The sequence below is a fragment of the Aneurinibacillus danicus genome, from assembly GCF_007991215.1.
GTDB lineage: Bacteria > Bacillota > Bacilli > Aneurinibacillales > Aneurinibacillaceae > Aneurinibacillus > Aneurinibacillus danicus.
In genome coordinates this window covers 1-21214 of record NZ_BJXX01000064.1, presented here as the reverse complement: position 1 = coordinate 21214, position 21214 = coordinate 1, and the positions used below count along the sequence as shown (strand labels likewise).

Annotated in this window: 23 protein-coding genes; all 23 read left to right on the top strand. The window is 48.0% G+C overall.

Annotation, left to right across the window (positions count from 1 at the left end; genetic code table 11):
- Positions 1-38: 38 nt before the first annotated feature.
- Complete coding sequence (gene topA / locus ADA01nite_RS07875) at positions 39-2120, top strand: type I DNA topoisomerase (RefSeq protein WP_146809402.1); 2082 nt, start codon at positions 39-41, stop codon at positions 2118-2120.
- A gap of 18 nt (positions 2121-2138) precedes the next feature.
- Positions 2139-3446, top strand: a complete 1308-nt coding sequence (gene trmFO / locus ADA01nite_RS07870; protein ID WP_146809401.1) for an FADH(2)-oxidizing methylenetetrahydrofolate--tRNA-(uracil(54)-C(5))-methyltransferase TrmFO — start codon at positions 2139-2141, stop codon at positions 3444-3446.
- Between the two features lie 150 nt (positions 3447-3596).
- A complete protein-coding gene (gene xerC, locus ADA01nite_RS07865; protein WP_146809400.1) occupies positions 3597-4499 on the top strand; it encodes a tyrosine recombinase XerC in 903 nt (300 codons plus the stop codon).
- Between the two features lie 23 nt (positions 4500-4522).
- Positions 4523-5071 carry an ATP-dependent protease subunit HslV gene (gene hslV / locus ADA01nite_RS07860; protein ID WP_146809399.1) on the top strand — a complete coding sequence of 183 codons (549 nt, stop codon included), beginning with the start codon at positions 4523-4525 and terminating at the stop codon, positions 5069-5071.
- 15 nt (positions 5072-5086) lie between these two features.
- On the top strand, positions 5087-6484 hold the full coding sequence (hslU, locus tag ADA01nite_RS07855; RefSeq protein WP_146809398.1) for an ATP-dependent protease ATPase subunit HslU: 1398 nt from the start codon (positions 5087-5089) through the stop codon (positions 6482-6484).
- Between the two features lie 23 nt (positions 6485-6507).
- Positions 6508-7287, top strand: coding sequence for a GTP-sensing pleiotropic transcriptional regulator CodY (gene codY, locus ADA01nite_RS07850; RefSeq protein WP_146809397.1), 780 nt, complete (start codon positions 6508-6510; stop codon positions 7285-7287).
- A gap of 235 nt (positions 7288-7522) precedes the next feature.
- Entirely contained in the window at positions 7523-7930 is a 408-nt protein-coding gene (gene flgB, locus ADA01nite_RS07845; RefSeq protein ID WP_170230198.1) for a flagellar basal body rod protein FlgB, read from the top strand.
- Between the two features lie 2 nt (positions 7931-7932).
- Entirely contained in the window at positions 7933-8394 is a 462-nt protein-coding gene (flgC, locus tag ADA01nite_RS07840) for a flagellar basal body rod protein FlgC (protein ID WP_146809395.1), read from the top strand.
- Positions 8395-8405: 11 nt separating this feature from the next.
- Positions 8406-8711 carry a flagellar hook-basal body complex protein FliE gene (fliE, locus tag ADA01nite_RS07835; protein WP_146809394.1) on the top strand — a complete coding sequence of 102 codons (306 nt, stop codon included), beginning with the start codon at positions 8406-8408 and terminating at the stop codon, positions 8709-8711.
- 29 nt (positions 8712-8740) lie between these two features.
- A complete protein-coding gene (gene fliF / locus ADA01nite_RS07830) occupies positions 8741-10324 on the top strand; it encodes a flagellar basal-body MS-ring/collar protein FliF (RefSeq protein ID WP_146809393.1) in 1584 nt (527 codons plus the stop codon).
- Between the two features lie 15 nt (positions 10325-10339).
- Positions 10340-11353 (top strand): flagellar motor switch protein FliG, encoded by a 1014-nt coding sequence (gene fliG / locus ADA01nite_RS07825; RefSeq protein ID WP_146809392.1) that lies wholly within the window; start codon positions 10340-10342, stop codon positions 11351-11353.
- Positions 11346-12158 carry a flagellar assembly protein FliH gene (fliH, locus tag ADA01nite_RS07820; RefSeq protein WP_170230197.1) on the top strand — a complete coding sequence of 271 codons (813 nt, stop codon included), beginning with the start codon at positions 11346-11348 and terminating at the stop codon, positions 12156-12158. Before fliG ends, fliH begins: the two co-directional genes overlap by 8 nt.
- A complete protein-coding gene (gene fliI, locus ADA01nite_RS07815; RefSeq protein WP_146809390.1) occupies positions 12158-13468 on the top strand; it encodes a flagellar protein export ATPase FliI in 1311 nt (436 codons plus the stop codon). Before fliH ends, fliI begins: the two co-directional genes overlap by 1 nt.
- A 17-nt stretch (positions 13469-13485) precedes the next feature.
- A complete protein-coding gene (gene fliJ / locus ADA01nite_RS07810) occupies positions 13486-13935 on the top strand; it encodes a flagellar export protein FliJ (RefSeq protein WP_170230196.1) in 450 nt (149 codons plus the stop codon).
- A 10-nt stretch (positions 13936-13945) separates the two neighbouring features.
- Entirely contained in the window at positions 13946-14833 is an 888-nt protein-coding gene (locus ADA01nite_RS07805) for a MotE family protein (RefSeq protein WP_146809388.1), read from the top strand.
- Positions 14834-14897: 64 nt separating this feature from the next.
- Positions 14898-16163 carry a flagellar hook-length control protein FliK gene (locus tag ADA01nite_RS07800; RefSeq protein WP_146809387.1) on the top strand — a complete coding sequence of 422 codons (1266 nt, stop codon included), beginning with the start codon at positions 14898-14900 and terminating at the stop codon, positions 16161-16163.
- Positions 16164-16213: 50 nt separating this feature from the next.
- Positions 16214-16807: a flagellar hook assembly protein FlgD gene (gene flgD / locus ADA01nite_RS07795; RefSeq protein WP_146809386.1), complete on the top strand. Its 594-nt coding sequence runs from the start codon at positions 16214-16216 to the stop codon at positions 16805-16807.
- Positions 16804-17184: a TIGR02530 family flagellar biosynthesis protein gene (locus ADA01nite_RS07790; protein WP_146809385.1), complete on the top strand. Its 381-nt coding sequence runs from the start codon at positions 16804-16806 to the stop codon at positions 17182-17184. Before flgD ends, ADA01nite_RS07790 begins: the two co-directional genes overlap by 4 nt.
- A 101-nt stretch (positions 17185-17285) precedes the next feature.
- A complete protein-coding gene (flgG, locus tag ADA01nite_RS07785; RefSeq protein ID WP_146809384.1) occupies positions 17286-18161 on the top strand; it encodes a flagellar basal body rod protein FlgG in 876 nt (291 codons plus the stop codon).
- 199 nt (positions 18162-18360) lie between these two features.
- Positions 18361-18600, top strand: a complete 240-nt coding sequence (locus ADA01nite_RS07780) for a flagellar FlbD family protein (protein ID WP_146809383.1) — start codon at positions 18361-18363, stop codon at positions 18598-18600.
- A complete protein-coding gene (locus tag ADA01nite_RS07775) occupies positions 18593-19048 on the top strand; it encodes a flagellar basal body-associated FliL family protein (RefSeq protein ID WP_146809382.1) in 456 nt (151 codons plus the stop codon). The genes ADA01nite_RS07780 and ADA01nite_RS07775 overlap by 8 nt, the downstream gene beginning before the upstream one ends.
- A 50-nt stretch (positions 19049-19098) precedes the next feature.
- Complete coding sequence (gene fliM / locus ADA01nite_RS07770; protein ID WP_146809381.1) at positions 19099-20094, top strand: flagellar motor switch protein FliM; 996 nt, start codon at positions 19099-19101, stop codon at positions 20092-20094.
- Positions 20087-21214: flagellar motor switch phosphatase FliY (fliY, locus tag ADA01nite_RS07765; protein WP_146809380.1), on the top strand; the 1128-nt coding region annotated here is incomplete at its 3' end. The genes fliM and fliY, both read left to right, overlap by 8 nt.

The window sequence follows — 21214 nt, the reverse complement described above, 5'->3', positions numbered from 1 at the left end:
TTTCCTCACAATTTTCACAGAAAAAGGGGGAAACATGCTTGGCAGATTCACTGGTAATAGTGGAGTCTCCCGCAAAGGCGAAGACAATCGGGAAATATCTCGGGAAGAAATATATTGTAAAAGCATCGATGGGTCATGTGAGAGACTTACCGAAAAGTCAGATGGGCGTCGACGTTACAGAGGGATTTCAACCGAAATACATTACGATTCGCGGCAAAGGAGACGTACTGAAAGAGCTGCGCGATGCGTCTAAAAAAGTGAAAAACATTTATCTGGCGGCGGACCCCGACCGCGAAGGCGAGGCAATTGCCTGGCATCTGGCTCACAGTTTGAACATAAATGAAGAAAAGCCATGCCGTGTCGTATTCAACGAGATTACGAAGCAGGCTGTTAAAGAAGCGTTTAAGCATCCGCGAAAGATCGATATGGATTTGGTAAATGCCCAGCAGACGCGCCGGATTCTTGACCGTCTGGTCGGCTATAACATCTCGCCGCTGCTGTGGAAAAAGGTTAAAAAAGGATTGAGCGCAGGCCGTGTGCAATCGGTTGCCGTAAAACTCATCATCGACCGTGAAAAAGAAATTAACGCCTTCGTGCCGGAGGAATACTGGTCCGTGACCGCGCGCCTGAAGACCGGCAAGGAAACGTTTGAAGCCAAGTTCTACGGGTACGGCAGTGAAAAAATCGAATTGAAATCGGAAGCGGACGTGCAGGAGCTTCTGAAAAAAATCGAAGGCAAATCCTATACAATCACAGACATCAAAAAACGGGAGCGTCGGCGCAACCCCGCTGCACCGTTTACCACCAGTTCACTGCAGCAGGAAGCGGCCCGCAAGTTGAATTTCCGTGCTGCCAAAACGATGATGGTGGCACAGCAGCTATACGAAGGGATCGACATCGGTAAAGAGGGGACGGTCGGTCTGATTACGTACATGCGTACCGATTCTACCCGTATTTCACCGACGGCACAGGAAGAGGCGAAGAAGTACATTACGCAAATATACGGACAAGAATATGCGCTGAGTGAGCCGCGTCAGTTCGGGAAAAAGGAAGGTGCACAGGATGCGCATGAAGCGATTCGCCCAACGCTGGTGGCCAAGGATCCAGCCTCGCTTAAAGAATACTTATCACGGGACCAGCTCAAACTGTACCGCCTGATATGGGAACGCTTTATTGCCAGTCAGATGGCGGCCGCGGTACTTGATACGGTAACAGCGGACATTCATGCAGGGGATGCGGTATTTCGCGCCAACGGTTCCCAGGTGAAATTCCAGGGGTTTATGAAAGTGTATGTAGAAGGTACGGATGATGCGGAGAAGGAAGAAGATAAGATGCTGCCGCCACTCGAAGAAAACCAGAAAATAGAGCTTTTGGAAATAGATCCGAAGCAGCATTTTACCCAGCCGCCGCCGCGCTATTCGGAGGCGCGCCTGGTAAAAACGCTTGAGGAGCTGGGAATAGGACGTCCCAGCACGTATGCGCCGACGCTTGATACGATCCAAAAGCGTGGCTATGTAGCGCTGCAGGATCGGCGGTTCATTCCGACCGAACTTGGCGAAATCGTGCTCGGTCTAATGGAAGAGTTTTTTCCGGAGATCCTTGATACAAAATTCACCGCCAAGATGGAAGATGACCTGGATCATATTGAAGAGGGAAAAGCCGAATGGGTGAAAGTGCTTGATGATTTCTATCAAAGATTTTCCAAGCGGCTTGAAGTGGCGGAAAAGCATATGCAGGAAGTAGAGATTAAAGACGAGGTCTCCGATGTAATATGTGAGAAGTGCGGCAGCCAGATGGTGTACAAAATCGGCCGATACGGTAAGTTCCTTGCTTGCTCCGCATTTCCCGAATGCCGCAACACAATGCCGATCGTAAAAGAAATCGGCGTAAAATGTCCGAAATGTGAAACCGGAGAGATTGTGGAACGTAAGAGTAAGAAGAATCGCCTCTTCTACGGCTGCAACAACTATCCGGATTGCGATTTCATCTCATGGGATAAGCCGCTTCCTCGTACTTGTCCGAAATGCGGAAAAATGCTTGTTGAGAAGAAAGGCAAGGGCAAGAACAAAGGACCTGTCGTTCATTGTTCGGAGTGTGACTATCAGGAAGAAACATCGTAAGAAGGAGTTTTGCAGACAATGGAAAAAGTAAAAGTCATCGGAGCCGGACTGGCGGGCAGCGAAGCAGCCTGGCAGATTGCTGAGCAGGGCGTGGATGTGATTTTGTATGAGATGCGCCCTGTAAGGCAGACTCCGGCCCACCATACGGAGCAGTTTGCGGAGCTGGTATGCAGTAACTCGCTGCGTGCCAACGCGCTGACCAATGCGGTCGGCATCCTGAAGGAGGAGATGCGCACCCTCTCGTCTCTGATTATTCGTTCCGCGGATAACTGCGCAGTGCCTGCAGGCGGCGCGCTGGCGGTGGACCGGCACGAGTTTGCCGGCGCGGTAACAGACAGCATCCGCAACCACCCGCGTATCGAGGTGCGCAACGAAGAGATTACGGAAATTCCTGAAGGGATTGTAGTAATTGCGACCGGTCCGCTTACGTCCCCTGATTTGTCGAAACAACTGCAGCAGTTGACAGGGGAAGAATACTTATATTTCTACGATGCGGCTGCGCCGATTATCGAAAAAGAAACCATTAATATGGAGAAGGTCTTCCTCGCTTCGCGTTACGATAAAGGGGAAGCGGCGTATTTGAACTGCCCGATGAATGAAGAAGAGTTCAACGCTTTTTACGAAGCTCTCATTACAGCAGAGGAAGTGCCGCTGAAAGAGTTCGAGAAAGAAGTCTTTTTCGAAGGCTGCATGCCGATTGAAGTGATGGCAAAGCGCGGCAAGCAGACGATGCTGTTTGGGCCTATGAAGCCGGTCGGGCTTACCGACCCGCGCACCGGAAAGCAGCCGTTTGCGGTCGTACAGCTGCGCCAGGATAACAGTGCAGGCACTTTATACAATATTGTAGGGTTTCAAACCCATTTGAAGTGGCCGGAGCAAAAACGGGTATTTCAGATGATTCCCGGCCTCGAAAATGCGGAAATCGTACGCTACGGTGTCATTCACCGCAATACGTTTATTAATTCGCCGCGTCTGCTGAAGGCGACCTACCAATATAAAGACCGGGAAACGCTGTTCTTTGCAGGACAGATGACAGGCGTGGAAGGATATGTAGAGTCTGCCGCGTCCGGTCTTATCGCAGGCATCAATGCGGGAAGATTGGCCCGCGGTCTTGCGCCGCTTGTATTTCCGGCGGAAACCGCGATGGGAAGTATGGCACATTATATCACTACGGCAAACCCGGAAAATTTCCAGCCGATGAATGCTAACTTCGGGCTGTTTCCGCCGCTTGCGAAGAAGATTCGCAATAAGAAAGAGCGGTATGAACAGTACGCTGAACGTGCATTGGATAAAATTCAGAATTTTTCCCGAAACGTTCACAATTAAAGTTGCAGCTAGTATGAGGTTGTGATATACTAACGACGGTTAAAGGCTGGTTTCTCCCTGTTGGGGAGGTATTTTTTCTGAAAGAATTGCGAGCGGGATACGGCGGTGCCGTGTCCCGTATGCGTTGGTGCTTGGTTAGGAGGAACATGAATGGAGGGCTTGCAGCCTGATGCTTCGCTTCTGGAGTTTAAACAATATCTGCAGATTGAGAAGAATGCTTCACCTCTGACGATCGCGAACTATGAGAAGGACATCCTGGCATTTACGGCATTTATGAAGCAGCATGGCGTAACCGAATATGCTGCTGTTTCGTATGTCCATGTACGAAGCTATCTCACGGAACTGCATAGGAGAAACTACGCCCGAAGATCCATTGCCCGCAAGTTGTCGAGTCTCAGAAGCTTCTACCGATTTTTGCTGCGGGAGGAGAAGCTTGAGCATAATCCGTTTACGATGGTGTCGACGCCGAAGCTTGCCAAGAAGCTTCCGAGCTTTTTGTTTCCTAAGGAGATTGAATCGCTCTTAAGCCTGCCGGATACAGCGCAGCCGCTTGGGATGAGGGACCGCGCCATTCTGGAAATGCTGTATGCAAGCGGGATGCGGGTATCGGAGCTGACAGGGCTTACCATGCGTTCGGTTGACTTGTTTGCGGGAACCGCGTTAGTATTCGGAAAAGGGGCAAAAGAAAGATACGTTCCGCTCGGGGAGCACGCTTTGCGCGCCTACGAACAGTACATACGAGCGGGAAGACCGATGCTGTGCAAACAGCAAAAAACAGACGCTTTGTTTGTTAACGTTCGGGGGGAGCCGCTGACGGACCGCAGTGTGCGCCGCATGATTAATAAATACGTTGAGCAGGCCAGTGAATTGCTGAAGGTAAGCCCGCATACTTTCCGCCATACGTTTGCGACCCATCTGCTCGAGAATGGGGCCGATTTGCGGAGCGTGCAGGAGATGCTGGGGCACGCCAGCATTTCATCGACGCAAATCTATACGCATGTGACGCGCGAGAGAATGCGGCTTGTATACAACCAAGCTCATCCACGGGCGTAAATTAATATAATGGAGGGAACCCGATGGAGATGACCTTTCACGCCACTACAATCTTTGCTGTACGCCATAATGGGAGCGGCGCGATGGCCGGCGACGGTCAGGTTACGATGGGGAACGCGGTAGTGATGAAACAGACGGCAAAAAAAGTGCGCCGTTTGTATCACGGAGAAGTCGTGGCCGGGTTCGCCGGGTCCGTCGCCGATGCGATTACGCTATTTGAGAAGTTCGAAGCCAAGCTGGAAGAATACCACGGCAATCTGCAGCGTGCGGCCGTAGAGCTGGCTAAAGACTGGCGGCTGGATAAAGTACTCCGCAGACTGGAAGCGTTAATGATCGTTATGAACAAAGACCACATGCTTCTTATCTCAGGAACAGGGGAAATTATTGAACCGGACGACGGCATCCTTGCTATCGGCTCGGGCGGCAATTATGCGCTGGCAGCGGGACGCGCGCTGAAAAAGCACGCTCCGAATCTAACGGCTCGGGAGATAGCCACCGCAGCTCTGACGGCGGCAGCTGATATTTGCGTCTATACGAACCATAACCTGGTTGTTGAAGAAATCCATGAGTGACGAGGAGGCTGTGCCTTGAAAAATTCTGAGCGTTTAACGCCAAAACAAATTGTGGAGCAGTTGGATCACTTTATTGTCGGGCAGAAGCGTGCCAAGCGTTCCGTGGCGATTGCCCTGCGCAACCGATACCGCCGCAGTTTGCTTCCGGAAGAGATTCGTGATGAAATTGTGCCGAAGAACATTCTTATGATAGGGCCCACTGGTGTCGGAAAGACGGAAATTGCAAGACGTCTTGCAAAGCTTACCGGCGCCCCTTTCATCAAAGTGGAGGCGACCAAGTTTACGGAGGTAGGATACGTAGGGCGTGATGTAGAATCTATGGTGCGCGATTTGGTAGAGACTGCGATTCGCATTGTAAAGGCGGAGAAGATGGAGCAGGTAAAAGACAGGGCGGAAGCGATGGCGAACGAACGCATCGTGCATATTCTCGTCCCCGGCAAGAAAAGCAGTCAATCGTACAAGAATCCGCTGGAGATGCTTTTTGGCAACCAGAATACGCACCAGTCTTCACAAAGTGATACGGAAGATCTCTCTGTATCGCAGCAGCGCCGTCAAGTCGCCCATCAGCTTGCCATGGGAGAGTTAGAAGACACGGTCATTGAAATCGAGGTAGAAGATGCCGCACCGCCGATATTTGATATGTTTTCGGGTTCAGGCATGGATCAAATGGGTATTAATATGCAAGAGATGCTTGGCAATCTTCTACCCAAAAAGATGAAAAAGCGCAAGCTGCCGATTCGGGAAGCCCGCAAAGCGCTAACTATGCAGGAGGCCCAGAAGCTAATTGATATGGATGAAGTTATTCAGGAATCTGTTACCCGTGCGGAGCAAAGCGGCATTATTTTTATTGATGAAATCGATAAAATTGCCGGAAAAGAATCCAATTCGGCGCAAGTATCGCGCGAAGGCGTACAGCGGGACATCCTGCCGATTGTGGAAGGCTCCACGGTCATGACAAAATACGGTCCTGTAAAAACGGATTATGTCCTATTCATCGCAGCGGGAGCGTTTCACATGGCGAAGCCGTCCGACCTGATTCCGGAATTGCAGGGACGATTTCCCATCCGCGTAGAGCTGGATAATCTGAAAGTGGAAGATTTTGTACAGATTTTAACCGAGCCGAAAAATGCTTTAACCAAACAATATATCTCTTTATTAGAGACTGAAGGAATAAAAGTTGAATTTTCTGACGATGCTATTAAAGAAATTGCAAAACTTGCGGCCGAAGTGAACCAGACTACGGATAATATCGGCGCCAGAAGACTACATACCATCCTAGAAAAATTGCTTGAAGATTTATCTTTTGAGGCTTCTGATATTACGCTTGAAAAAGTGGTAATCACCCCGGAATACGTGAGGGAGAAATTGCAAGGCATCGTAGAAGATCGAGATTTGAGTCGCTATATTTTGTAAAATTTGAAGGAGGAGTTACAACAATGGATTTGCTAACAAAAATTCGCCGTATTAACCGCCTGCTGCAAAAAACGGCCGGACATCCGGTCAACTTTATGGAAATGGCAGAGGTTATGAGTGAGATTATCGAGGCCAACATTTTCGTATTAAGCCGCAAAGGAAAGATTCTTGGTTATGCGATTGCACAGGAAGTAGACAACGAACGAATTCGTAAAATGCTCGAAGAGCGCCGTTTTCCTGGCGATTACAGCACGCAGCTGCTTCGTCTGGATGAGACGTCAGCGAACCTGGACATCGATAGTCCGTATACTGCATTCCCGGTAGAGATGAAAGACCTGTTCAAAAAAGGACTGACGACTATTGTTCCGGTTATCGGAGGCGGTGATCGCCTGGGTACGCTTGTGCTGGCACGCGTGAATGAAACGTTTACGGATGACGACCTTGTGCTTGCCGAAGTAGGAGCAACAGTGGTAGGTATGGAGATTCTCCGCGAGCGTGCAGAAGAGATTGAGCAGGAAGCTCGCAGCAAAGCGGTTGTGCAGATGGCCATCGGCTCATTGTCGTACAGCGAATTGGAAGCTGTGGAGCATATTTTTGAAGAGCTGGATGCGAAAGAAGGTCTGCTCGTAGCAAGCAAGATTGCCGACCGGGTGGGCATTACCCGCTCCGTTATCGTAAACGCGTTGCGCAAACTGGAAAGCGCAGGGGTTATCGAATCGCGTTCGCTTGGTATGAAAGGTACGTATATTAAAATCTTAAATGAGAAATTGCTTCCGGAACTTGAAAAATTAAAAACTTCTTAACATGCAACACTTGACTTCGTAATAAAATGTATGACTTCGTAATAAGAAATAATTTTTTGCTCGGTAACAAAGCCCTATCTTTAAGATAGGGCTTTGTTCGTTTAACACAATCTGCTAATATAAAGGTTGTTATACAGATTTCATATATTTTGTCGAATTAGCAGGATTTTGTTTTCCTGTACTGGAATATAATAGGGGATACAAGCGGCAGAATGGTATGAAAGGAGGGGAAGAGATGCTTTCAACACCAACATTGTCGATGTTCGAGAAAGCGTTGGATGCTGCTTCGATGCGGCAGCGGGCCATTAGCAATAATATCGCTAACGTAGATACTCCATATTATAGGTCTCAATCTGTAACATTTGAAAGCGAGTTGCAGAAAGCGCTCGCCAAAAGCTCTACGACTTTTGTCGCTTACCGGACAAATGAGAAGCACCTGGCCTTTGGACTTCCTTCGTTAGAAAACATCGAACCAAAGCTACAAATCGACTCTTCTGCAGGTCCTATGCAAAATGCGGCGAATAATGTCGATTTGGATTTTGAGATGATAAATTTGGCAAGAAACCAGTTGTGGTACAACGCGCTGGTACAACAGACGAACGGCCAATTCACGAAGTTGCGGACCATAATAGGAGGTAAATGAAAATGGGTTTATTTGGGAGTTTTGATATTAGCGCCTCTGCATTGACGGCCAACCGCCTTCGGATGGATATCATTTCGAGTAATATTTCCAACGCCAATACAACGCGTGGCGAGTATGTAAACGGCCAGTGGCAACCTTACAAACGAAAAGTGGCTGTCATTGAGCCGAAAACGGGTGCATCCAGCTTTGAAAACTTTTTGCAGGCGGCAGTCAGCAGAACGGGGATGAGCACGGTAAATGGGGTTCGTGTGTCCCAAATCGTTGAGGACAGAACTCCTCCAAAAATAATGTATGATCCTACACACCCGGATGCAGATGCGAGAGGGTATGTGGCACTGCCGAATGTAGATATGCTAAAAGAAATGATAGATTTAATGTCAACAACCAGGGCATATGAGTCGAACGCGACCGCCATTAATGCGGCAAAAGCCATGGCGATGAAAGCATTGGAAATTGGTAAGTAAGGGGCGAGGACATGATAGAGAGAATTGGAGCTGGCCTTCCGCTGGAGGCCATGCAGGAAAGCGGGACAAAAGCTGCTCCTACACCGTATGAAGTAACAACCGCTTTTTCGACGTATTTAAAAAATGCGATTCAGGATGTTAATGCTTTACAGAAGACCAGCGAGAAACTTAATCAGGGATTGGCTACCGGACAGGTGCAGGATTTGCATCAGGTTATGATCGCCTCGCAAAAGGCAGGGGTCGCGATCGACATGGCGATGCAACTACGCAATAAAGCCGTAGAGGCATACCAAGAGATTATGAGAATGCAAATCTAGTAATTTAATGGCAATTGGCGGGGTGGAGGATGAACGAGAGATTGCAGCAGTGGCGGGAGAGGCTCACAGAGCTTTCAAACCGCTTCTCAAAAAAACAGAAAATGATAATAGGCGCAATTGCCGCTTTTCTTATTATATCGGCAACTCTAGCGATTTATATAGCCTCCAGACCGAATTACGCGCCACTTTTTAGCGGTAACTTAACCGAAGTGGATGTGGCCCAGATAAAAACGGAACTGGATGCAATGGGTTACGCTGAATACAAAATTGAAGGCAATAATGTGCTGGTACCGGAAAAGGACAAATACAACCTTGCCGCCGATTTGACAGCCAAGAATGTACCGAAAGGCGAAGGTGTTCGTCTAGATATTTTCAGTCAAAATATCGGCATGGGAATGACAGATCGTCAGTTTGATGTTGTAGAGCGTGACGCAATGCAGACACAGCTTGCCGATTTGTTGAAGACGGTAGACGGTGTACGCAACGCTAAAGTTATTCTAACAATGCCGGAAGAAAGTGTATTTGTGCAGGAAGATGCACAGAAGGCGACGGCTTCTATTGTTGTTGACGTAGAGCCGGGTAAGCAATTGACGGCACCGCAGGTAAACGCACTGTATAATCTGGTGTCAAAAAGCGTGCCGAACCTACCAAAAGAAAACATCGTCATTATGAACCAATACAGTGAAATGCTGGAGATGACTGAAGAAGAAGGTAACGTTTATGCTCTGGACCAGTATGAGCAGCAGCGTAAAATAAAAAAAGACATTGAGAATGATATTCAAAAAAATCTGCAGAATATGCTGGGAACGATTCTTGGCCGGGACAAGGTATTTGTTTATCCGTACGTTAAGCTGAACTTTGACAAGACGCAGCGGGAAGAACAACTTGTTGAGCCGGTGGATAAAGAAAATAACGAGGGCATCATTATCAGTGCAGAGAAAATCCAGGAAACGTACTCCGGTAAAGGGGCGCAGGCAGGCGGAACGGCAGGAACAGGCGAGACGCAAATTCCGGGCTATCCGGGGGCAGCTGGCGGTGGAGATAACGAGTATGAAAAGATTGAGGATCGCGTCAATCGGGAAGTAAACCGAATCAAGCAAAATATTGTTGCTCAACCGTATAAAATTGAGGACATTACCATTAACGTCGGCGTAGAGCCGCCGAATCCGAACGATCCGGCTAGCCTGACGCCGGAAGTTCAGGCGAATATTCAACAGATTATCGGTAACGTGGTGCGGGCTTCGCTCTCCTCCCAGGGAACAGAGTTTACGCAGCAGCAGATCGATCAGCGTGTAAAAGTATTTGCACAGGCATTTAACGGTAAACAGGAAGTGGTACAGGAGGGGAATAGTTGGATGCCGTATCTGATCGGCGGCGCCATTGGTCTTCTTGTCATCGCTGGTATCGTAGCGTTTATTCTTGTTCGTAGAAAAAGAAATCAACAGGCGGATGTAGAGAACGTCGCAACGGATACGAAGCCGTTTGAAATTCCTGATTTGGAATATGCCGAAGAAGGGGAAGATGTCATTGTGCGCAAGCAGCTTGAGAAGCTGGCAAACGATCGTCCGGAGGAGTTTGTAGGCCTGCTGCGTACCTGGTTAGCAGACGAATAGGGGTGAGGGATGTACATGGCGCGTTCGTCAAAAGAACTGAGTGGGAGACAGAAGGCAGCCATTCTTCTGATTTCACTTGGACCGGAAGTGTCCGCTCAGGTTTTTAAACATTTACGCGAAGAAGAGATCGAGCAACTTACGCTTGAAATCGCGAACGTACGAAAAGTAGGGAGCGACGAGAAAGAGTCGGTGTTAACGGAATTTCACCAAATTTGCGTGGCCCAGGAATATATCTCCCAGGGCGGGATTAACTATGCGAAAGAAATTTTGGAGAAAGCATTGGGGCAACAAAAAGCATTTGACATTATCCACCGTTTAACCGCGCATCTGCAGGTTCGTCCGTTTGATTTTGCACGTAAGGCAGATCCGGCTCAGGTTTTAAACTTTATCCAGAATGAGCACCCGCAAACGATCGCGCTTGTGCTTTCCTATTTGGAGCCGGAACAATCGGCAGCCATTCTATCTGCCCTGCCGCAGGAAAGGCAGGCAGAAGTAGCACGTCGCATTGCACTGATGGAAAGCACGTCGCCTGAAGTGATTAGTCAAGTGGAAAGTGTGCTAGAGCAGAAACTATCTTCCACTGTTGTTCAAGATTATACGCAGGCAGGCGGCATTGAAGCGGTTGTGAATATGCTTAACAATGTCGACCGAAGTACGGAACGCGTTATTCTGGATACGCTTGAAATCCAAGATCCAGAGCTTGCGGAGGAAATTAAGAAAAGAATGTTCGTATTCGAAGATATCGTGGTGCTCGACGATCGTTCGATTCAGCGTGTTATTCGTGACGTAGAGAACGCAGACCTCATGCTTGCATTGAAAGTCGCGAACGAAGAAGTTCGAAGCGTCGTTTTCCGTAATATGTCCAAACGAATGGCGGATACGTTCAAGGAAGAGATGGAATATATGGGTCCTGTGCGTCTGCGTGATGTAGAAGAAGCGCAAACACGCATTGTGGCAACCATCCGCCGTCTCGAAGAGTCCGGCGAAATTATTATTGCCCGCGGCGGAGGAGATGAAATCATTGTCTAGGGTTATTAAATTTTCTTTCTACTCGACAATGGAAAACAAAAAAGTAATCGAACTTCCGCAGCGCCAAAGGGCGCGCAGCGAAGAAGAAACGAATCAAGAACCACAGAGTACTGAAGAAATCAGTCAATCATCACAAGCGGACGATATTGTGAAGAAAGCCGAAGCAGAAGCCGAGCTTCTTCTTCGGGAAGCGAATCAGCGGGCGGAGGAGATAGTACAGGAAGCTCGTCAGGAAGTTGACGCTTGGTGGGAACAGAGGCGCAGGGAGGACGAAGAAATTCGTGCCCAAATCCAACAAGAAGGATATGAACAAGGTATTGAGATTGGAAAAGAAGAAGGCCGCCGCCTTGTCTATGATGAATATGCTACAGCCTTGCAGCAGGCGGCTGTTATTCTGGAGGAGGCTCCGGCCTTAAAACGTCGGGTGATAGCAGAAGCCGAGCCATTTGTACTGGAGCTTGCCATTGAAATCGCGCGGAAAGTAATCGGCGATCATCTTGCGGCGGACAAGGAGAGCATTATTTCTTTCATTCGTAATGCTTTGTCGCGTACTCAGGAGTATAAAACCGTTACCGTAGCCGTAAGCCCGGATGTCTATTCATATGTACAGGAGAACCGCGCTAAATTGCTTGAGGTGCTGGATAGCCAGGTAGAGATGACCATAATTCCGGATGATTCGATTACAGATGGCGGCGTGGTGATTCGGACTACGATGGGCAGTGTGGATGCGAGGGTAGATACCCAACTCGAGGAAATAAAAAAAGCGCTGCTGTCAGCGCTGGCGGAAGAGGACGGAACGCAATAATGCTAAAGATTGAAAAATATCTGGCTGCACTGCAGAATGTTGATCCAATCCGCGTAAACGGAAAAGTCTCACAAGTGATTGGTCTAACCGTAGAGTCCATGGGACCGAACGTGAAAGTGGGAGAAGTATGCCTTGTATATCCGGTAGCATCCTCGATTCCCGTTCCGGCTGAAGTGGTAGGTTTTAAAGACAACAGGGTGCTTTTGATGCCCTTAGGGGAGCTGGGAGCCATTGGACCCGGCTGTGAGGTGGTCGCCACCGGCAAGCCGTTGACGGTGCGTGTCGGAATGGAATTGCTGGGAAAGGTGTTGGATGGCAACGGCAGATTGATGAATGGCGGGTATTTATCTGCTGCGATGACAGAGTATCCAGTTGACAATCAACCGCCGAATCCGCTCAGCCGACCGCGTATCCATGAACCGCTTTCAGTGGGCGTACGAGCGATCGATGGGCTGCTTACGGTAGGTAAAGGACAGCGGATAGGGATTTTTGCCGGCAGCGGTGTGGGGAAAAGTACGCTTTTAAGCATGATCGCACGCAATACGGAAGCAGACGTAAACGTGATTGGACTTATTGGCGAGCGGGGGCGGGAAGTGGCTGATTTTATTGAGCGCGATCTTGGGGAAGAAGGGTTGAAACGTTCAGTCGTCGTCGTCGCCACATCAGACCAACCGGCGTTGATTCGCATTAAGGGTGCACTTCTTACGACCGCGATTGCGGAATATTTCCGCGATCAGGGATTGAACGTGATGATGATGATGGATTCGGTGACGCGTTTTGCGATGGCGCAGCGGGAAGTGGGTCTGGCAATTGGTGAACCTCCGGCTACCCGGGGTTATACCCCCTCCGTATTTGCGCTTCTTCCCCGGCTTTTAGAGAGAGCCGGTACATCGCCGTCCGGGTCTATCACGGCCTTTTACACCGTACTGGTAGAAGGAGACGATATGAACGATCCGATCGCCGATTCCGTGCGAGGAATCCTCGACGGTCATATTGTTCTCAGTCGAAAAATTGCTCATACAGGCCATTATCCTGCGATTGACATTCTGGCAAGTGTAAGCCGGGTAATGAAAGAGATTGTAACTCCGGAACATTACGCTGCTGCCAGCGAATTAAAGAGGTTAATGGCTATTTATAGGGACGCTGAAGACTTAATTAATATCGGAGCGTACAAAAGCGGGGCAAACCGGGACATTGACCAGGCGATTCGATATAAAGACACGATTGCACGTTACACAAGTCAAAGCGTAGACGAACGTTCGCATCTTGAGGAAGCTATCGAGGCATTAACGGCAACCTTTACTCCATAATGAAGCGGGAGGTCACTATGTCTTTTGTTTATTCGTTTCAAAAAATCCTGGACATGAAGGAAAAAGAGAAGGAGCAGGCAGAAATCAATTACAGTAAATCCATACAGGTGCTGCATAGAGAGCAGCAGCGTCTCGCCCATCTCGAACAGAATAAACAAAATATGGAGCAGCGTCTGCTGCAGCGGAAGAAAAATGTTTCCCTTGCGGAATTAAAAACAAATTATGAGTACATTGACCATTTGCAGCGTCTAATTGTACAGGCGGGCGAGTCAAAGGAGAGGGCCGAGAAAGATGTTGAGGCCAAGCAGTTTATATTATCTGAAAGAGCAATGGATCAGAAAATATGGGAGAAGCTAAAGGAAAACTCGTTTGAGAAGTACATGAAGAGAGTGCGACAGATAGAACAGAAGGAATTGGATGAAATAGCGGTCGTTAGGTATTACAGACAAAGAGTGAATCCGCGCTAGGGGTGTTTTCATGGAAGAGATGGAAGAAGAACGGTCTTATAATAAATTGGAATGGTTTTTTTACATTATTTTTATTCCGGTGTTATTCACCCTTGTTCTTTCTGCCATTATTGCACAGATGTTCGGCTATAACGTGGTAGGCGTCCTGGCCAAAGAGTTGAACAACCTTCCTGTAGTAGAAAAAATAATTCCTGATGCTGCGGTCACTCGCTCGGAGACTGCGGCCGATGGAACAAAAACAGATGAGAAAGATATCAAAATCAGTGAACTGGAAGCAAAACTGGCGGCAAAAGAGCGGGAAATTGAAAAAATAAAAAAGGAGGCACAGCAAGAACAACAAAAATCAAAGCAGCTGGCCCAGCAGGCAGAGGTCCAGCAGGAAGCCGACAAAGCGGCTCAAGCGCAGGCAAATGAGGAGAAGCAAAAGCAAATTAAAAACCTTGCCAAAATTTATACGTCAATGTCAGCAGGGAAAGCGGCGCCCATTTTGGAAAAAATGGCACCGGAAGAATCAGCTTCACTTTTGCTTGTTATGAAAGCAGAGGAGCGCTCCGCTATCATGGCGAAGATGGATCCGAAAAAGGCGGCGGATTTATCCCTGCTTTTGAAGGAAACCTCTCTACATAACACTACCGACCCGGGTGCGCTTCAACAGCGGTTGATGGAATTGAAGTATAATGCTTCAGTGCGTGAACTGGCTTCTTCCATTGCGAGTATGCAGCCGGCCAGCGCAGCGGATTTAATAGAGAGAATGTTTAAAGCTGACGAGAAGAAAGCTGTGCTCGTTCTCTCTCAGGTGGATGCTGCCCAGCGCGGACAGGTACTGTCTGCACTGGCTCAAGATCAAAGCCGAGCCGCTCTCGCAGCCAAAATTAGTCAAAAGTTATTAACTTATTAATATAGATCGTATTGTATTTTTCATGTTGTTTTCATAATATTTAATCGTGAAAGGGGGTGAAAAAATGACAGGAGTACAAATAAATGGGAATGCAGTCGTCTCAACCACAGCTTCGCGTTCCTTAGGCTCAAAAGGAACCAGTGAGTCTTCTTCTTCATTTGCGGAAGAGATGCAGGCTGTGCTGAGCAGCAGGAAGCAAGATGCACTGAATTCTGTGGATGACGGGCAGGGAACGGCATCTTTGCTGGAGACATTCGAAAATCTGCTGGAAACGCTGGCTGCCCAGATTGAGGAAGCTGAACAGGGCAAAGATGTACCGGAAGAATTGTATGCGTCGCTGCAGCAAGTCTATCAGCTATTGCAAAAGCTAACCGATGATATGAAATTGATTCAGCCCGACATGTATACCGGAAAAGCAATCAACTGGTTACAAAAAGGGCTTCTCTCTATCCAGTATAAAACACCACAGCAAATGATGGAGGAAGAGCAATCCATCCCCGCATTGACACAAAAACTGACCGATATGCTGACCTTGCTCGACGAGAAAAAGCCGGGTGTACTACCAAGGGACTTTGCAGACAAATTGCAGGCGCTGCTTTCGCGGTTAAATTATGCCAGTGAAGCTCAACAGAGAAGTAAAAGTGAAAGCACCCAGGAAGGGTTCCTTCAGGTTATAGCGCAGAAGTCAGGTTCCCCTGAAGCAATGGCGCAGAAGCAGGGGGTATCGGTAGTAAATGAATCTTCACAGGAGAAACAACAAGCAACCGCTGACTTAGAGGTCCCTATATCGGATGAGACAACCACGACCAGGGCGATGCACCATCAAATGCAGGGAAATATTGCTGCGGCAAGAACGGATGGAATGACCCCGCGCAATGCAAATCTACCGCTCGTTCCGGCCAGATTTTTTGTAAATGAAATGGAAGCTTATATTGTTAAACAAGTCCACCTAAATCGCGGTACAGGTGCTATGGAAACGACACTTCGTCTCTTTCCTGAAGATTTGGGACGTATTGATGTAAGAATTACGGCGCTTAACGGAGTTGTAACAGCCCACTTTACGGCCAGTCAAGTAGCCGGCAAAGAAGCGGTTGAGCAGCAGCTAAACCAGCTTCGTCACGCGCTGATTCAACAGGGACTGCATGTGGAAAAAATTGAGGTTTCCTACGTCAATACCACACCAGGCGAACAGTCAAACAATAATTTACATCAACAGGGAAGAGAGCAGTCACGGCAGGAACAGAAACGCGAGGAAGAAGTAGCATCGGAGGAGACTGCAGAATTTAATCTTGCTGAGCTGCTGGGAGAAGAAGGACTGGAGACGAGTTGAATGGACAGCATGAGAATGCTAAATACTGCGGAAAGGAGGGAATAAAGGAGATGCCGATAATTGATACGACGCAATATCGCAATTCTTTTCAATCGAAACCGAAAACATTTGAGGAACAGTCGTCTCTTGGCAAAGAAGATTTTCTTCGCCTGCTGGTTACCCAGTTGCAAAACCAGGATCCGACGCAGCCGCTGCAAGACAGGGAGTTCATTGCGCAGATGACACAGTTCAGCACGCTCGAGCAGATGACGAATCTGAACGATATGTTTACTAAATTTGTCGAGGCGCAGAGCATTGGCGGATTGTCTAACATGATTGGCAAAAAGGTGACCTGGACGGAATACGTAGTGGAAACGAATAATGCGGGTGAACAGGTGCTAAAAGAAGTGCCGAAAGAAGGCATGGTAACGGCCATCAGCATGAAAGACGGAAAATCACAGGTCGTGCTGGAGGATGGTTCGAGGCTTGATGTCAACCGGATAGAAACCGTAACAAATTCGGTTCCAAAACCTGAGGAAAAGCCGGAAGAGACACCTGAAGAAGGAGAAGAGGGACAGCAGCCGGGAGATAATCCGGGTGAGCAGCCGACAGAGAGTGCAGGCGAAACGGAGTCTCAACAGCCGAATGAAGGTGGCGGAGCATGAACCATATTAAGGCAGGACACATTTTTTATCCGCAGCCGTTAGCGCCGACAGCGCCGAAGAAGAAAAATCAGTCAGCAGGAGCTTTTGATGCGCTGTTTCAGCAGAAGCTAAATGAAGCAAAGAATGCCATTGATTTTTCCAACCATGCGCTTCAACGCTTAGAGAAACGCGGGATTAAGCTCGGGAGCGAAGACATCGCCAAACTGGCGGGAGCGGTGGAGAAAGCGCAGGCCAAAGGTGCGAAAGAATCGCTCGTATTGATGAATAATGTCGCTTATATTGTCAGTGTACAGAACAGGAAAGTAATTACCGCGGTGGACGGTCCGTCCATGCAGGAGAATGTGTTTACGAATATCGACAGCGCGATTATTGTGTGATAAGTGATTTGAAAACTATTTTAATAGAGCCGGTCCTTACAGAGGAGGCTTTGGCGCCGCCGACCGACTGACGCGGCGCAAACATGAGGAGGAGAAAAGGTATGTTACGTTCTATGTATTCAGGTATTGGCGGTATGCGCGGATTTCAGACAAAGTTAGACGTGATTGGTAACAATATCGCCAACGTAAACACGGTAGGATTTAAGAAGAGTCGCGTTATGTTCCAAGACATATTAAGTCAGACAGTAGCCGGAGGATCTGCAGCGAATGTAGGTGGTACACCGCCGACAGGAGGGATAAACCCAAAACAAATTGGCCTTGGCTCTACGATGTCCGCAATAGATGTTGTGCATACGCAAGGAGCGCCGATGACCACCAATTTGCCCTCTGATGTAGCCATAGAGGGGAATGGATTTTTTGTGGTAGGTACAAGTACCACCGATTTTTTATTCACACGTGCAGGTAACTTTACTGTGGATGCTGAGGGTTACCTCGTTACAAGCCAGGGTAAGTATGTTCTAAGTGCAAGTGGAGAAAAAATTAACTTATTAGCAGATATAGGGGGGGGCACACCGCCAGATGATAAAATAAAATCTTACTCCATAGGACAAGACGGAACCATTACTGTTTCTGTTCAAAAAGCAGACGGGACTACTACTACTGCATCATCATCTGACGATTCTACAAAGATAGGAGTTGCCTATATTACAAATCCTGGTGGCTTAGAGAAAGTAGGAGGCTCTCTTTATAAATGGGCCCCAGCCGCTGATGCAACGAATGTTTTTGATGACTTGGTGGGATTGCCCGGTACTTCAGGAAGGGGCTTACTAATGGCAGGACAACTTGAAATGTCTAACGTCGATCTGGCCGAAGAATTCACCGAAATGATCGTCGCCCAGCGCGGTTTCCAGGCCAACTCTCGGATTATCACTACGTCCGACTCCATTTTAGAAGAGCTAGTAAACCTGAAACGCTAGAGCCAATAGGAAATAAAAGATAAGGGGAGGGATGGCTCCTCCCCTATTTTGTATCAATATAATTGCGTTTTTTAAAATCGTTCGCGGTTCGAAAGTAGAGAATGAGAAAAAAGAGATTCTGAGCCTTCTCCTCTTTTCTCTATAGGTCAAACCACGATATAAATCTCAAATAAGATTCAGCTATATAGGGGGAATATTGATGGTTCGCCTAACCCGTTTAAACGGAAAAGAATACGTGGTGAACGCCCTGCTCATCGAAAGCCTGGAGGCGACTCCGGACACGATGGTCACCCTTGTAAACGGAAAAAAGTTCGTCATTAAAGAATCAATCCCCGACGTACTCTCCGCCCTCAAGGAATTTTACAAAGAAATCAACGCGATCAAAACGATCGCGATGCAAGATAGAGACATAAAAAAAGGAGGGGTGGAGGATGTTTAAAAACCGGCTGGTTAACATCGCGCTGATTATACTCATGGCGATTACGCTTATCGGGGTCGTCGTCTTCGTCTTATGGCAAACGTATTTAAAACCTGAAGCCGCAACGGTGCCCGGACAGCAGGTAGAAAAGAAAGTAAGCGCGGAGGATTTCCAGAAGGCGACACTGGAAACGGAAGAAATCCGCACCAATCTTATTACCGGAGAGATGATTCTCGCTAAGTTCGCCATTCAGGCCGAAAACGAGGACACCAAACACGAATTGGAGCTTCGCAAACCGCAGGTCATACATACTATCATTAAAACATTATCGGCGATGAAGCCGGATGAAATTCAGGGACCTAAAGGTATGGAGAAAGTAGAAGATGCGATAAAGCAGGAATTAAATAAACTTCTTGAAGAAGGAAAAATAGTAGAAGTCATTACCACACATAAAATCGTAGATGCATAAAATAGAGAAAGCATGCAACCATGCAAAGTTCAGGATAGGGGGTGACACTTATGACGGAGGTATTATCACAGGCGGAGATAGACGCCTTGCTTGCAGCGATTTCCTCTGGCGAAATGAACGCGGAAGAACTGAAGAAAGAGGAGATGGAGAAGAAGGTTAAATTATACGATTTTAAACGTGCCCTTCGCTTCTCCAAGGATCAGATTCGCACATTAACCCGTATCCACGAGAATTATGCCAGATTGCTTACCACATATTTTTCGGCTCAACTGCGTACATTTGTCCAAATAAGTGTTGCATCTGTTGACCAGCTTCCTTATGAAGAATTTATACGTTCCATTCCAAAGATGACCATACTTAATATTTTTGAAGCTGAACCGCTCGAAGGCAGAATGGTAATGGAAATAAATCCGAATATTGCCTATGCGATGCTTGAGAGACTGCTTGGTGGACAGGGAGTAGCCCCGAATAAATTCGGAGCGCTTACCGAAATCGAGACAACGATTATGGAGCGGATTTTTAGCAGAGCCCTGTATAGTTTTGCGGAAGCCTGGAAAACGGTAATCGAAATTGAACCGGAACTGGAGTTTTTGGAGGTCAATCCGCAGTTCATGCAGATTGTTTCCCCAAATGAAACGGTCGCGGTTATCTCTTTCAGCACAAAAATTGGCGAAACAACCGGAATGATTAATCTTTGCCTGCCTCATGTCGTGCTTGAGCCTTTAATGGTTAAACTGTCTGCCCACTATTGGCTGTCCACGCAGAAGAAAGCGCGTAACGAAAGGGAAGTACAGATCCTCGAGGAGAGGGTGCGTAAAGCGAAGCTCCCTCTTATTGCAGAGCTTGGCACTTCCATTATTTCCGTCGGCGAGTTTTTAAATCTCGCCATAGGCGATGTGATTCAATTGGATCAGCGTACGGAGGACAAAGTAAAGGTGCGAATTGGACAGAGGACGAAATATCTGGGGCAACCGGGTACATCCAAAGGCCGAGTGGCAATCATGATTGAAAACGTGTTGGAGGAAGAGGTGGAAGAAGATGAGTAGAGAAATGCTATCGCAGGAAGAGATTGACGCTTTACTGCGACAGAATAATCTGGAAGAAGATATAGATGACAATAATGAAGGAAACCAGGAACCGAATATTGATGATTACCTTTCCCCGCTGGAACAGGATGCGCTCGGCGAGATTGGAAACATCACGTTCGGCAGCGCGGCAACCGCGCTATCCAGCCTGCTTGGACAGGTTACCGATATTACCACGCCGAAAGTAGGCATCGTTCGCCGTGAAGAAGTACAGAACGAGTTTCCGCATCCTTATGTTGCCGTCCATGTGGAATATACAGAAGGTTTTCAGGGCATTAACCTTCTTGTCATCCGAGCGGACGACGCGCAGATTATTGCCGATTTAATGATGGGAGGGGACGGTACCGCACCGCCGCAGGAACTATCGGAGATTCATTTAAGCGCAGTGCAGGAAGCGATGAATCAGATGATGGGTTCCGCAGCCACATCCATGTCTACCATCTTCAATAAGCTGGTAAATATTTCTCCGCCTGGGATCGACATGATGGATTTGCAGCAAGGCAAAGGCATGGAGAATATCCCGGAGGATGATATTCTCGTTAAAATCTCGTTCCGATTGAAAGTCGGAAGTTTAATTGATTCCAATATTATGCAGTTGATTCCCGTACCGTTTGCACGTTCGCTTGTGGCTACGCTGCTTGGCGGAATGGGAGGAGATGCGGCACCAACGGAAGCGCCGCAGGCCGATCCGCAGCCAGCGCCGCAGCCGGCACCACAACCTGAGCCTGTTCATATGGCCGGTGGAAATGAGTATCCGTCTTCCGGTATAGGCGGCATGGAGCCGCCGCAACCACCGCCATATCAGATGCCGTCGCAGCAGCCGATGTATCAGCAACCTCTGCAAGGATATCCGGGAGGAATGCCTCCGTATCAACAGCCAATGTACCAGCAGCAGCCGCCTCAACCGGCTTATAGCGGATATCAACCGCCGCCAGCTAACGTACAGCCGGTGCAGTTTTCTTCTTTCGATGTGAATGTTCCCCCACAAGCCTCTCCACAGAATTTGAGCATGCTTATGGACATTCCATTGAAAGTTACGGTAGAGCTGGGCAGAACGAAGAGACAAATTAAAGATATTTTA

Bases quoted from the DNA above. Each gene is read 5' to 3' on its own strand.
- trmFO (WP_146809401.1), top strand. From the start codon at position 2,139: ATGGAAAAAGTAAAAGTCATCGGAGCCGGACTGGCGGGCAGCGAAGCA.
- xerC (WP_146809400.1), top strand. From the start codon at position 3,597: ATGGAGGGCTTGCAGCCTGATGCTTCGCTTCTGGAGTTTAAACAATAT.
- hslV (WP_146809399.1), top strand. From the start codon at position 4,523: ATGGAGATGACCTTTCACGCCACTACAATCTTTGCTGTACGCCATAAT.
- codY (WP_146809397.1), top strand. From the start codon at position 6,508: ATGGATTTGCTAACAAAAATTCGCCGTATTAACCGCCTGCTGCAAAAA.
- flgB (WP_170230198.1), top strand. From the start codon at position 7,523: ATGCTTTCAACACCAACATTGTCGATGTTCGAGAAAGCGTTGGATGCT.
- flgC (WP_146809395.1), top strand. From the start codon at position 7,933: ATGGGTTTATTTGGGAGTTTTGATATTAGCGCCTCTGCATTGACGGCC.
- fliE (WP_146809394.1), top strand. From the start codon at position 8,406: ATGATAGAGAGAATTGGAGCTGGCCTTCCGCTGGAGGCCATGCAGGAA.
- fliF (WP_146809393.1), top strand. From the start codon at position 8,741: ATGAACGAGAGATTGCAGCAGTGGCGGGAGAGGCTCACAGAGCTTTCA.
- fliG (WP_146809392.1), top strand. From the start codon at position 10,340: ATGGCGCGTTCGTCAAAAGAACTGAGTGGGAGACAGAAGGCAGCCATT.
- fliI (WP_146809390.1), top strand. From the start codon at position 12,158: ATGCTAAAGATTGAAAAATATCTGGCTGCACTGCAGAATGTTGATCCA.
- fliJ (WP_170230196.1), top strand. From the start codon at position 13,486: ATGTCTTTTGTTTATTCGTTTCAAAAAATCCTGGACATGAAGGAAAAA.
- ADA01nite_RS07805 (WP_146809388.1), top strand. From the start codon at position 13,946: ATGGAAGAGATGGAAGAAGAACGGTCTTATAATAAATTGGAATGGTTT.
- ADA01nite_RS07800 (WP_146809387.1), top strand. From the start codon at position 14,898: ATGACAGGAGTACAAATAAATGGGAATGCAGTCGTCTCAACCACAGCT.
- flgD (WP_146809386.1), top strand. From the start codon at position 16,214: ATGCCGATAATTGATACGACGCAATATCGCAATTCTTTTCAATCGAAA.
- ADA01nite_RS07790 (WP_146809385.1), top strand. From the start codon at position 16,804: ATGAACCATATTAAGGCAGGACACATTTTTTATCCGCAGCCGTTAGCG.
- flgG (WP_146809384.1), top strand. From the start codon at position 17,286: ATGTTACGTTCTATGTATTCAGGTATTGGCGGTATGCGCGGATTTCAG.
- ADA01nite_RS07780 (WP_146809383.1), top strand. From the start codon at position 18,361: ATGGTTCGCCTAACCCGTTTAAACGGAAAAGAATACGTGGTGAACGCC.
- ADA01nite_RS07775 (WP_146809382.1), top strand. From the start codon at position 18,593: ATGTTTAAAAACCGGCTGGTTAACATCGCGCTGATTATACTCATGGCG.
- fliM (WP_146809381.1), top strand. From the start codon at position 19,099: ATGACGGAGGTATTATCACAGGCGGAGATAGACGCCTTGCTTGCAGCG.